At 35.5% G+C, this 12,761-nt stretch carries 11 protein-coding genes; 6 read left to right on the top strand and 5 right to left on the bottom strand.

Annotated elements, in window-relative coordinates:
- From tnpB to F899_RS14875, 4 genes are all read left to right on the top strand, one after another.
- Positions 1 to 291: IS66 family insertion sequence element accessory protein TnpB (gene tnpB, locus F899_RS14860; protein WP_005225508.1), on the top strand; the 291-nt coding region annotated here is incomplete at its 5' end.
- Between the two features lie 74 nt (positions 292 to 365).
- The gene (tnpC, locus tag F899_RS14865; protein ID WP_005108358.1) at positions 366 to 1,991 is read left to right on the top strand and encodes an IS66 family transposase; all 1,626 of its coding nucleotides are present in this window, start codon (positions 366 to 368) and stop codon (positions 1,989 to 1,991) included.
- Between the two features lie 283 nt (positions 1,992 to 2,274).
- Positions 2,275 to 3,168: a hypothetical protein gene (locus tag F899_RS14870; RefSeq protein WP_228127817.1), complete on the top strand. Its 894-nt coding sequence runs from the start codon at positions 2,275 to 2,277 to the stop codon at positions 3,166 to 3,168.
- Between the two features lie 94 nt (positions 3,169 to 3,262).
- Positions 3,263 to 3,703, top strand: coding sequence for a ribbon-helix-helix protein, CopG family (locus F899_RS14875; protein WP_005108957.1), 441 nt, complete (start codon positions 3,263 to 3,265; stop codon positions 3,701 to 3,703).
- A gap of 51 nt (positions 3,704 to 3,754) precedes the next feature.
- On the opposite strand, the gene F899_RS14880 is transcribed toward F899_RS14875, so the two are convergent.
- The 5 genes from F899_RS14880 to F899_RS14900 form a co-directional block, all read right to left on the bottom strand.
- A complete protein-coding gene (locus F899_RS14880; RefSeq protein ID WP_005108958.1) occupies positions 3,755 to 4,885 on the bottom strand; it encodes a hypothetical protein in 1,131 nt (376 codons plus the stop codon).
- Positions 4,886 to 5,002: 117 nt separating this feature from the next.
- A complete protein-coding gene (locus tag F899_RS14885; protein ID WP_228127818.1) occupies positions 5,003 to 6,277 on the bottom strand; it encodes an LlaJI family restriction endonuclease in 1,275 nt (424 codons plus the stop codon).
- Complete coding sequence (locus tag F899_RS14890; RefSeq protein WP_228127819.1) at positions 6,274 to 7,722, bottom strand: McrB family protein; 1,449 nt, start codon at positions 7,720 to 7,722, stop codon at positions 6,274 to 6,276. Before F899_RS14890 ends, F899_RS14885 begins: the two co-directional genes overlap by 4 nt.
- A 75-nt stretch (positions 7,723 to 7,797) precedes the next feature.
- Complete coding sequence (locus F899_RS14895; RefSeq protein ID WP_005108961.1) at positions 7,798 to 9,033, bottom strand: DNA cytosine methyltransferase; 1,236 nt, start codon at positions 9,031 to 9,033, stop codon at positions 7,798 to 7,800.
- A gap of 134 nt (positions 9,034 to 9,167) precedes the next feature.
- Positions 9,168 to 9,623, bottom strand: coding sequence for a very short patch repair endonuclease (locus F899_RS14900; RefSeq protein ID WP_005108962.1), 456 nt, complete (start codon positions 9,621 to 9,623; stop codon positions 9,168 to 9,170).
- Positions 9,624 to 10,144: 521 nt separating this feature from the next.
- Between F899_RS14900 and F899_RS14905 the strand changes: the two genes are divergently transcribed.
- Both F899_RS14905 and F899_RS14910 read left to right on the top strand, forming a co-directional pair.
- Positions 10,145 to 11,632 carry a SulP family inorganic anion transporter gene (locus F899_RS14905; protein WP_005108963.1) on the top strand — a complete coding sequence of 496 codons (1,488 nt, stop codon included), beginning with the start codon at positions 10,145 to 10,147 and terminating at the stop codon, positions 11,630 to 11,632.
- Positions 11,633 to 11,644: 12 nt separating this feature from the next.
- Positions 11,645 to 12,496, top strand: coding sequence for a universal stress protein (locus tag F899_RS14910; protein ID WP_005108965.1), 852 nt, complete (start codon positions 11,645 to 11,647; stop codon positions 12,494 to 12,496).
- Positions 12,497 to 12,761 lie beyond the last annotated feature (265 nt).

The following is a 12,761-nucleotide window of genomic DNA, read 5'->3' on the forward strand; positions in this document are numbered from 1 at the left end:
ATGCGTGCGGGTATGGATACGGCTATGGCGCAGATCATGAAAGCCTTTGGCTCGATCAAACCGCATTGCGCCTACCTGTTCTGTAATAAACGTGGCCATCGTATGAAAGTACTGGTGCATGATGGACTGGGCATCTGGCTGTGTGCCCGGCGGCTGGAACAGGGCAAATTTCACTGGGCTAAAGTTCACCAGGGTGAAAGCGTAGCTCTCAGCCCGGAACAGTTACAGGCACTGATCCAGGGTTTGCCCTGGCAGCGCATTGGACGACAGCAGGTGGTCACAATGCTCTAAACCAGGCTCGACCATTCTGCCATCCTCCAAACGTTCTATTTCATTCTTCTCATGACCTCAGGCATACTGCGGTCATGAATACGCTGCCAGATTTAAGCCAACTGACCCATGAACAACTGCTGGAATTCACCCGGCAGTTGGCGATGCAGCATCAACAACTCGCAGAAGATAAACAACAATTAGATGCTCAAGTTCAACATCTGGAAGTATCAAATCAACAATTAGATGCCAAAGTTCAACATCTTTCTATTCTCAATCAAAAATACGAGCATGAACTGGCGCTGTTTAAACAGCACAAATTCGGTAGTAAAAACGAACATCTCACCGCAAAACAAATCCATCTGTGGGATGAGGCGGTCGAAGAAGATATCGCAGCAGTCGATCTGGAACTGGAGCGGCTGAATGCAGATAAAACCGATGCAGCAACACAGAAAGCCACAGTCAACAAACCTAAACGTCGACTGCTACCCGATCATCTACACACTATCCGTATTGAGCATGAACCTGCATCAACCCAATGCAGTTGTGGCTGCCAGTTACGTCGTATCGGCGAAGATATCAGTGAAAAACTGCATTTCAGACCGGCACAGTTCTATAAGGAACAGCATGTACGTGGCAAATGGGTCTGTGATCAGTGTGACACCCTGACTCAGCAAGCGATGCCCGCCTATGTGATTGATAAAGGTATTGCCAGTCCTGAACTGCTCAGCCATGTGCTGGTATCGAAGTATGCCGATCATTTGCCGCTGTACCGTCAGCGCCTGATCTATCAGCGGGCGGGCATTGATCTGTCCAGATCCACGTTATCTGACTGGATTGGTCGCTGCGGTGTGGAACTGGAACCTCTGGCCAATGCCTTAAAACAGGTGGTGCTGCAACAGCGGGTGATCCATGCCGATGAAACGCCGGTCACCATTATGCGGATGGGTGAGAATGAGAAAAAACCGAAGAAAGGTTATGTCTGGGCCTATGCCACCACACAGTACAATCCAGTTCAAGCGGTGATCTATGACTTTCAGGATAGCCGTTCAGGTCAGCATGCAGAAGAGTTCCTGAATGGCTGGCAGGGCCATCTGGTCTGTGATGATTACAGTGGTTATAAAGCACGCTTTAAATCAGGCGATGTCATTGAGGTGGGCTGCATGGCACATGCACGTCGTAAATTCCATGAACTGCATGTGACCAAGAAAAGTCAGGTCGCTGAACAGGCCTTAGTGCTGATTCAGAAACTGTATGCCATAGAAGCAGAACTCAGGAAAAAGACCGATGGTACAGCAGAACAGCGCCGCGAATACCGACAACAGCATAGTCAACCAGTGATGCAACAACTGTATGAATGGCTCAACCAACATCAACTGACTGTGCCATCGAGTTCTCCAACTGCCAAGGCCATTAATTACACTCTGAAGCGTTGGCCAGCTTTAAGCCGCTATCTGGATGATGGCAATCTACCGATTTGTAATAACTGGGTGGAAAACCAGATGCGACCTTGGGCGTTGGGACGTAAGAACTGGTTATTTGCAGGTTCGCTGCGCAGCGGTCAGCGAGCGGCAAACATCATGACATTAATCCAGTCAGCAAAGCTGAATGGGCTGGATCCGTATGCCTATTTAAGTGATGTGCTGAAAAGGTTGCCGACGCATAAAGTGACCCAGATTGAAGAATTACTGCCACACCGCTGGAAACCTGAACCGAATTAAAAAATAGCTATGGGGTTCAGCGGACGCTTACGATCATCGTGGTTGGCATAACCTTGGTCTTATATTTGATGAAAAATCCACTGATTGGCGATCAAAGTTTTCTGGAATAAAGATAAAAAACTTTCCAAAGCACACAGATTACATTTCTTGCACTATTCACAGAATCGTTCCATCTACATCTTTTTTATGTTTTGATTTTTTTTTAGATAATTCATTTTACAATGATATATATAAAAATTTTTACTCTGAAAATGATGTCATAGTAACCTCTGATGACTTTCTCTTGAGAAGAACTTCTATTCAAGCTAAATCATCAGCAAATAAGTTTAATGAAGCTTTAAATAAAAAAATTAAATACTTCGAAGATTGGATACTCAGTTTTCTGAAAATAGAAAAAAATACTGTTCTATCAATGAATAGTACATATGAAACTTCAATCAAAAAAATATGTTCTAAACGTCCTAATAATGAACTTATAAGAAGAAACTTTAGCTTCCTACAGTCACAATCTTTTTCTATCAATAGCTTTAATTGTTTTACGAATGAAAATGATTACTACTACATTGAAAATATAAACGATATAAGATTATTTAAGTTTGAAAAAGATGATGAAGATTATGGCAACCATCATAACTATTTCATTAAAAGTTTAATGATCTTAATTGCTATCAACACCTATAAAAAAGAATTAGAAATAATCAGAGAAAGTAATCTAAAAATTAAAAAAAAATCTGACTTATTAAAAATAAAAAATAATATTTTAAAAGCAAATACATTAGATTTTCAAATCAATAGATTATTTCAAGAATTAAATTTTGAATCCAAAAATAACTATATATTTCATGCTATTAAGGAGTACGATTTTAAATCAACAAGTAAAACTTCTAATACAGAATATAATATTGAGTTTCAAAATAGAGTTAATTTTTATTCAGAACTTCTAAGAAAAAACTCTGAATCATTAAAAAAACTTTTAGAACTGGAATTCAATTCAAAAACTATAGAAACCAATTACCTACTACAAAAAAGAATGAAATGGCTAACTATAGCTGCTGTATTTTTAGCATTATCATCTCTAGTAGTAACAATCATAAGTGCTGATAAAACAAATATTCAAGAAACATGGAAAAATTTAAAAACTTATCCTAACAGCATAAGCAGGATCATTAATAAATAACTCAATGCGCAGTGCTTACAAATCTAGAGAATACGCCTATCAAAGTACTATACTCTAATTGATATACATTTAGATTGAGTTGTTTATAATTTTGATGCTTCGATTACCTGTAGACTCAGAAAAACAGTTAGATCAACTGGCTGAAAAGAGTCAAAGAACGAAATCATTTTTAGCCAGAGAAGCTATTTCTATGAGTATTGAGAGCTTAGCGAAAAAATATATACATGAAAACAAAGGATTAAGTGATATGAATATTAATCCATATGAAACTCTCGTTAAGTTCTTTTCTACACCAGTTAATTTAGAAACTGAATCTAGAAAATCTAAATTTATTATGTTTAGTGAGGACGGAAAATTATTTGTTCACAACAACAAAGATAATATTCGCCCTCTAAGCACTGATGAAGTTGATAATTTTTATAAGATTTTTAAGGAAACTGGAAGTCGATCTCCATCAACCTATACCGATGTAACCTTCAACTCATCATATATTCTTGCTGCCGTATCTCATTTAAAAGAACAAGCTATTATTTAAATAGCTTATACAAATAAAAAACCCCGGCATCTTGCCGGGCTTTTTTATTTCTTAAGATACTAGCGCCTGCTTCTTAATTACATTAGAAATTTCCTCACTAAAAATAACCTCAACATCATTATTACCATAAGCATTCAAAGGCTTTTTCACGGCAGTAAACAAGTCTTTAAGAATTTTGATAGTAAGAGAGCCTTGATCTGAACTGCGAAGACGATAGACAGATTCATCAAGAATTGTATTTAGCTTTTTAATCTCATTTTCATTGGGATTCATTTCTACCGAACTAAGATAGGCACGATAAAGAATCGCAATGGTATTTTTATATTTCATAAACCCCTGCATATTCACTCTGCCACGTTGTTGAGAGGACAAGAGCATATCTTTGCAAGTGATTCTTTTATTAGATAAATCGAAATCTGAATGGGAAAGTAAATGTCTAATTTCGCGCTGAATATGTGCTTTATTAAAGTACGGTAGACTGATTTCAATCGCTTTCTTAAGATTTTCAGTAGTTAAATCTCTCTTGCTATTCGCAAGGTTAGAGAAGTCAGCACCTTGTGAATCATCTGCATATACCAAAGCGTTACTACGAGTCATCATTGTGAGTGCCGACCAAAACTGATAATTAAGTTCAGCCTTGAGTTTCGTATTTAAATTAAGAGCTAAGTAATTGTTATAGATATAGACAATATCATCAAGATTTTCTAGAAGCTCAGAGGCAACTGCTACTTCAGATTTGACAGGATTAGGGCTAAATTCTATTCCTATAACTGAAGAAATTAAAAAGCCAAACAGCCGCGCCATATCCTGATTTTCAATGATGGTCTCATAGCTATACTCTTGAGCCAAAGTATCCATTGCAGTCTGAGCCAATGCTTCGTATAAATCCGAATCTTCTACTGGATGCAATGTATCTTTAATAACAACTGAAACATCGGGATGTATGAGACTGGTAAATAAGCCTGATGCAATATTGAATGCCGCATTAGATCTAAGGTGCTCATTCATCATAAGAACACGGATAAAGTATTTCGTATCTTTAATATTCTTATCAGTTGGCACTAAGCTAATAACCGCATAGGTAAATCTTGGATCTTCCGTATCCATATAAGAAATATCTTCGGCTTGATAAGCATGACAATAATTTTCAAGTGGTATTAATTTAAATTTTGGTTCTAACATAGTGGTTCTTAGAAGGACCTCTGAATTTGGATAATGTGCTAAGGATAGAATATATATCAAGTTGATGAATTATCAGTTCTTTGTCTATTCAGCTATTTATGTAGGAGAACTTAAGAACTAGATATAATCAGTAATGTGGACTTTTTTAGGAGTTAAATACTTCTCCATTACATCGTTCGGATCCAAATATAAGCATTCAATAGGAATAAAATCTTCCGCTAGTTTTGCTAATTTTTCTTCATCTTTAGACTCTTCACGATAAACCATTTCAATGCTGGATAGTGAGTTTCTGATTCCTGGAAAAATGAAAATATTTTTAACCGTGTCAAGCTCAGGGTAAATCAATTTAACTGCTTTCATATAGAAAAATTGCTTTACTAAATCAGACCATCCAGGAGCATCATGCGCACCTGTAGCCGTATAGTATTTACTATCTATGACCCAACAAGAATTTTCTCTCTTAATGAATACATCTAAGCGCATACCTTTTTGGTTCGAAGTTTCACTAAAATCTGTAGGACCTAAGAATTTATATTTAGGTACTGGTAGTAATGAATTAATTTTTTCATCAACATCGTGGAAAATATTTCTAAGTAAGAATTCCCAAACGTAATGAAACTTCCGAATTCCAATCACAATATTCTTAGATCCACTTTCATGAACCTTCTCTAAATATCTGATCAATAATTGAAGAGTTCTAATTTCTAGAGAAACAAAGGTTGAATGTAACCTTTGATTTAGCAGAGAAATTTTTTGATGAATATCTAGTTCATTAGGTAGTTTCTTTTCACTTAATTGATCTTTAGACACAAAGTTAAATCTTTCATCCAGCCAGTGAAAATTTTTCAAAATGTCTAAAATAATTTCACAGTGAATACTGGAAATTAAATCATCTTGGTAAATGGAAACTGGGTATTTATGAAGGTCAAAGTAGATTGGGACATTATCACTAGTAAAGACAGGAAACTCTCTATTCACTGTTTTAGACCAATTCGTCCGTCCCTTTTCACTATAAGTATGTTTCTTAGATCTTAAGATCCCAACACTGAAATATAGATCTATAATTTCAAAAATGTCTGTTAAGGAAATTTCTTCAATAACCCTACCTTGTTCATCTTCATCAAATGCTAACAAACTAGAATCAATAGAGTTTTTATAAGCATGAATTACTTTAATTAAATTTCCTATAGATTCAATTTTTTTAGAGTCTGATCCAGCAGGAGCAAAACAGTATGTACAACCTTCAAAGATAATGACTCCACAAAATGCAATTTTTTGTCCTTGATTAACTACATCAAGACCGCCAACTGAAACCAATTTATCAATTACGTAATCAGGGATTTTTTTTGAATCGATAAATTGTTTATCTTCAAAAAACTGATATTCCATCATTCTGTTTCTATCTTATCAGAGGTATCAGTATCTAGATTTTGTGTTGTTTGTAATATCTCCATAAATTTATCTGAGAATATTGGCTTTTTATCAGAATACCGTTGATATAGCTCACCATACCCATGAATATCACTTTTAAAAATTTCATCTTTATTCTTATACTTAAGGGCATCATCCCATAAGTATGAACAAATTTTTCCAATGAAAGTCTGTTCAGCTTGACTTTCAACTAGATCACTATCTTTAATAAACCACGGACCAATAAGTTTATCTTCTACAACCTTGAGTTGAACCAAAACAGTATTAATAGTTTGAGCTAATGTTTTCCATTCTACCTTTGGTAAAACTGCATGATGAATTGGAACTTCTCCTGTTGCACAATTTGTAAAATCTATTGGTAGATATTCAAAAATCCAACGTCTTTTAAATGCAGTATCTAATGGAAAAACTGCCTGATCACTACTATTCATCGTTGCAATAATTGATAAGTTATTAGGTATCATCAATTGACGTTTTACAATGAATTCATGCTCTGAACCTAAACTTTCTTCTAAAGCATCATATAAATCTTCATCTTGTATCAGAATTGGATATTCACTTTTTCCTTCATCATCTCTATCTAATAGCTGGAAAATCTCTCCAAATACTGCCGCAGTATTTGCTCTGTTAAGCTCTTCAATAACTAAGAAGTAATGCGTATTTGGGTCTAAAAGTGCTTTCTCTAAAATGTGAATAAAAGGCCCTTCTCGGAAACTATAAGTAATACTTCCGCTAGTAACGTCCTTATGAGGCTTTAAACAACCGATAAAGTCCGAATACTGAGTTTCTGGATGAAATACAGTACGAATATAGTTCTCGCCAACTATTTCACTAACAAATGCACTTTTCCCTGCTCCAGGAGCACCATAAATAATTTTGTTATAGCCTTTTCCAACTCCTATCGTTTCTACTTCAATCGGCTTACTAGAATCAGTAAAATCTACATCCAATGTAAATAAAAACTTATTCGTATCTTCCTTTTCAATAGTGAGTATTGAAATAAGTGGCAAAGAAATTCTACGAACTAAATCATTAAAGATATCGCCTGACTCAGACCTTATGTAATAACGCTTTCCATCATTAAAAAATGACAATTTGAAGTTAATTTCAGGAGGAAGAGCTAGAACCTCTTCATAAACAGACTCCCAGTACTCAGGAGATACTTCTTTATATTTGTTAATAAATTGGTAATAGAATTCAAATTTTGCTTTCAATAAAAATTCGAGAAGATTCTTTTTCTTAAAATAGTAGATGTTTTCATCACTATAGCTATTAAAAAAGCTATCAAAATCACTACTTCTTTCAGCAGGTCCGATATGAAATTTAGCTTCACCAGCACCTTTTGTCTTTAATAATTTGATTTTTCGATGGACAAAACTATCAACTAATGGTCTAGAAATATTCACAGAAACAGTCATAAAATATTAGGTGTAAGATAAATTAACAATTATCCTACACCTAACTGTATGAAAAATAAAAAACTAAATAAGCTCTAATTGTTTTTTTTCTATTTCCTTAGAAAAATCAATGGTTAAATTGATTTGCTTAACGATACTCATAAGCACATCTACTACAATAGAATTCCCTGCTTGACGATAGGCCTGTGTATCAGAGACAACTATTTTAAAACTGTCACAGAATCCCATTAACCTTAAACATTCTCTTGGAGTTAACTTTCGAATTCGACCTTGTGTAGTCACATAATTATCAACACCAGCCCGGTGCATTTTGGTCATAGTAGCTAAAAGTGGACGGGCAATTTCCAAATCTATTTTCGGTCTTGTATAAAAACCTTTTGTACCTGTTGCCATCACGTAATTTACAAGTTTTTCAGAAAGGAAATATTTTTCATCAATTGGGTTAGGTAACTCTTCAAAAATAAAATCACCATGCCAGTTAAATTGTTGATTTGCTTTTTGACATAAGCCAATTGAACCATTGATTTGCGTATATTGTTTATTCAGATTCTTAGCACTTGTTACAAAATCAATGCCTTTATCACCTAGGTAATACTTTTCAGGCGTATTTTCCAATAGAAAATCTTGCATTGTTTTTGTCAGGACTTGGGGTTTTGGGAACTCAAATTCAACGGTTTGATCTAAAAATCCAACAACGAATAATCGTTCACGATTTTGGGGAATACCATAATTCTTAGAGTTTAAAACTTGGGAATACCACTTATAACCTAAATCACTGAAAACATTTTGCATAATTGTCCAAGTATTACCATCATCATGACTTAGAACACCTTTAACATTTTCATAGATGAATACTTTAGGTCTGATTTCATTAACTAAACGAGCAAACTCATAGAAAAGTGTACCTCTCGTATCTTCAAATCCACCTCGCTTCCCTACCATAGAAAATGATTGGCAAGGGCTTCCCCCTACAAATAAATCAATTTCATTTCTATATTGGTATCCATCCAAAAATCGAACATCATAATGAAAGTGTTCTTGGGGAATGTTGTAATTCGCTTGATAACTTTCCTCCACAAAGTTTTTCTTTTTTTTCTTAGTATAAAGTCCATCAACATACGCTTTTTTTTCTTTAAAACCACTTAAATCCGAAAGATTTTTCTCGATTTCATCCCGTTCAAGATCTATTTCAATATTTCCGTTATCACATGCAAAAGCAATTTCATGAGGTATAGATAACCGTTCTAGTGCATGTTCAATCGCACCAATTCCACTAAAAACCGTACCTAGTTTTAACATAAGATAGCCATCACATTTAAATCAAAAACCACTATATACCAGACCCAGATATATATGTCTATAAATTAAAAATTAAAAAATGAATAAGATGACAAATTCTGTCGCCCGACTTATTTTTCTTTGTCAGAATGATTTTAGGTTAGCCCTCTTAACTCAAGAAAATGACTGGAACCTTTTATAAAATCAGAAAGAATATCTGATACTTGAGATAAGTCTTTTTTGTCTTGACGGATACGGCATTCCCAAATTACACAGACTCTCCAGGAATTGCTTAAAAGTAGCTCAATCGCTTTGGAATCATTTTCCTTATTTTTATAAATTTTATTCTCCCAAAATTCAGGCCTGGTCCCTGGTAATTTAAAAAGGCGGCAATTTTCATGACCATGCCAAAAACAGCCATGAATAAAGATGACAGCATGATGCTTGGGTAAAACAATATCTGGCTTTCCTGGCAAATCTTTTACATGTAATCTGAAACGGAATCCTCTACGATGAAGAATACTACGAATTAGTAACTCTGGTTTGGTATTACGTCCTTTAATTCCTGACATCATCCGGCTACGTGTAACACTATCAACAATATCTACCATACAAATTTATCCTATCTCTGTTGATAACAGGATAAAGCTTTGTCCTAACCATGTAGGTTACATAGTGTTCCGAATATATAAAGCCATTTACTAAAATTATAATTATCTCTTTTTACATAAAATTTCTTATATGAAATAAAAAACCTAGGCACCGGCCTAGGTCTTAAATTTTAAAAAATACTTAAAAATTAAAGTTATAGTCTTAATTTTTCATGTTAATTTCGTATAACCGCCATTATGTTAAATGGACATAAATCAATTCTAAAATTATCTATGATCATTCTTACTTTTACTTCAGTACTGCGGTTAGGGTGGATAGAAAAGGGCCTAACTGCTATCATTGCCCCCGAAACCCTCCAAAATAGATATCTTTCTTAATATGACACTTACGCCACCATAAGTTTATTTATCTCTTAAAACAGTAAATAACTCATCACTGTCTAGTGATGTGGTGTAGTAGCTTGTGTGTCATATATCACATCACTAGCCTTTCCTAAAATTTAAAAAAATAGGCTATTTTCATGTTATCCACTATTCGAGAACAATGGTTCTCCAATATTCGCGGGGATGTTCTTGCGGGTATTGTTGTTGCTTTGGCTCTAATTCCTGAAGCAATTGCCTTTTCAATTATTGCAGGTGTCGACCCTAAGGTAGGGTTATATGCTTCATTCTGTATTGCCGTGGTGATTTCTTTCGTAGGCGGTCGTCCAGGGATGATTTCTGCTGCAACTGGTGCTATGGCTTTATTAATGGTCACACTGGTTAAAGAGCATGGTCTGCAATACTTATTAGCAGCCACAATTTTGACAGGATTTATTCAAATCCTAGCAGGCTATCTAAAATTAGGGGCCTTGATGCGGTTTGTATCAAAGTCAGTCGTGATTGGCTTTGTAAATGCTTTGGCTATTCTAATTTTTATGGCTCAATTACCTGAACTCACTAATGTGACATGGCATGTCTATGCGATGACAATTGGCGGTTTAGCTATTATTTATCTATTCCCTTATATCCCAGTAATAGGGAAACTTTTACCCTCTCCCCTCATCTGTATTGTCCTCCTTACGCTTTTTGCCTTGTTCATTGGTTTAGATGTAAGAACCGTAGGTGATATGGGGCAATTACCAGATACATTACCTATTTTCTTACTTCCTGATATCCCTTTAAATCTTGAAACTTTAGTGATTATTTTACCCTATTCACTAGGTTTGGCAGCCGTGGGTTTACTTGAGTCCATGATGACCGCAACAATTGTCGACGATTTAACAGATACCACCAGTGATAAAAACCGAGAATGTAAAGGGCAAGGTGTTGCCAATGTCGCTTCAGGCTTCTTAGGCGGAATGGCAGGCTGTGCCATGATTGGTCAATCCATTATTAATGTGAAATCTGGTGGACGTACCCGTTTATCATCATTTAGTGCAGGGGTCTTTCTGTTAATTATGGTGGTGTTTATCAGTGACTGGCTTAAAGCCATTCCAATGGCTGCACTGGTTGCTGTCATGATCATGGTAGCAATTGGAACATTTAACTGGGATTCACTACGCAATATCCGCCAATATCCCTTATCTAGCAATATTGTGATGATCGTTACAGTCATCGTGGTCGTTGCGACACATAATTTGGCTTATGGCGTATTAGTTGGTGTACTTCTTTCTGCATTATTTTTTGCCAACAAAATTGAACGCTACATGGCAATTCAGTCCGAATTTAATGAACCTGAAAATACCCGTACTTATACGGTAACAGGTCAAGTGTTCTTCAGCTCAGCAGATAAATTTACTTCTGCATTTGATTTCAAAGAAGCACTTTCAAAAGTTGTGATTGATGTTAGTCAGGCTCACTTCTGGGATGTGTCTGCGGTCGCTGCTGTAGATAAAGTGGTCATTAAGTTTAGACGTGAAGGAACAGAAGTCGAACTTATTGGAATGAATGAAGCCAGTAAAACATTAGTCGATAAGTTTGGTATCCATGATAAGCCAGATGCTTTAGATCGCTTAAATAGCCACTAAGAGGGATGAATTATGTCAAAAATTATTGCATGTATTGATGGATCATTAGCAACAAATACCGTTTGTGATTATGCAGCTTGGTTTAGCGATAAACTTAGTTCACCGCTTAAGTTATTACATGTTATTGATAAGCCAAAAGCGAAAGCACCACAAGATTTAAGCGGTGCAATCGGCTTGGGAAGTCGAGAAATCTTGCTAAATGAGTTGGTTGAACTTGAAGAACGTAAGGGGAAGATTGAGCTAGAGCATGGCCAAATTCTTCTTCGGGAAGCAAAAAACTATCTATTGGAGAAGTTCTCTATTGATGCTCAAAGCTTTCAACGCCATGGCAGTCTTTTAGAAACAATCATGGGAATGGAAGAGGATATTCGAGTTCTTGTTATGGGTAAGCATGGAACTGAAACCGAGCACAATTCCAGTAAAGTTGGAACCCATATTGAAAATGTTGTTCGTGCTCTTCATAAACCCGTGTTAATCACATCCTCACCGTTTAGTCCACCTCAGTCATTTTTAATTGCTTTTGATGGAAGTCCTACTGCACGTATTTGTGTAGACAAAATTGCAAATAGCCCTTTATTAAAAACCCTGACAGCTCATGTGGTATATGTTGGTAAGCCAAATAGTGATATGACATCACAAGTCACTTGGGCAAAAGAGCTACTTGCAAATAATGGTTTTGATGTAATTGATAGCATGCTTGACGGTGATGTTGAGAAATCTATATTGGATTATCAAGAAAAAAACGTTATTGATATGATTGTGATTGGTGCATATGGTCATTCAAAGATACGCCAGTTTTTTATTGGTAGTACGACGACCAAATTGTTATCAAGTTCTACAAAACCAGTATTATTACTAAGATAATTTTTACAAGATAAAGGGATAGTTAAAAACTATCCCTTTTTTAGAATTTCTAAAATTAACATAATACACGTTATGCGAAATTAGAAAAATGAGTTTATTGCACTGATATTTATCTGTTTTTTAAATTTTAGACCTGGGTTGGTGCCCAGGTTTTTTTATTGCGTATAACAGCCATTATGTTAAATGGGGAGTGATTTAGTGGAATATTCTTTAATTTTTTATATGAAAGAAGATACCTTGAATCGTGTCAAAAGAAGCATAGATT

The organism is Acinetobacter sp. CIP 101934 (assembly GCF_000369585.1).
GTDB classification, from domain to species: Bacteria; Pseudomonadota; Gammaproteobacteria; order Pseudomonadales; family Moraxellaceae; genus Acinetobacter; species Acinetobacter schindleri.

What these genes read in the sequence shown, in the direction of transcription:
- tnpC (WP_005108358.1), top strand. Translation starts at nt 366, where the DNA reads ATGAATACGCTGCCAGATTTAAGCCAACTGACCCATGAACAACTGCTG.
- F899_RS14875 (WP_005108957.1), top strand. Translation starts at nt 3,263, where the DNA reads ATGCTTCGATTACCTGTAGACTCAGAAAAACAGTTAGATCAACTGGCT.
- F899_RS14880 (WP_005108958.1), bottom strand. Translation starts at nt 4,885, where the DNA reads ATGTTAGAACCAAAATTTAAATTAATACCACTTGAAAATTATTGTCAT.
- F899_RS14885 (WP_228127818.1), bottom strand. Translation starts at nt 6,277, where the DNA reads ATGATGGAATATCAGTTTTTTGAAGATAAACAATTTATCGATTCAAAA.
- F899_RS14895 (WP_005108961.1), bottom strand. Translation starts at nt 9,033, where the DNA reads ATGTTAAAACTAGGTACGGTTTTTAGTGGAATTGGTGCGATTGAACAT.
- F899_RS14900 (WP_005108962.1), bottom strand. Translation starts at nt 9,623, where the DNA reads ATGGTAGATATTGTTGATAGTGTTACACGTAGCCGGATGATGTCAGGA.
- F899_RS14905 (WP_005108963.1), top strand. Translation starts at nt 10,145, where the DNA reads ATGTTATCCACTATTCGAGAACAATGGTTCTCCAATATTCGCGGGGAT.
- F899_RS14910 (WP_005108965.1), top strand. Translation starts at nt 11,645, where the DNA reads ATGTCAAAAATTATTGCATGTATTGATGGATCATTAGCAACAAATACC.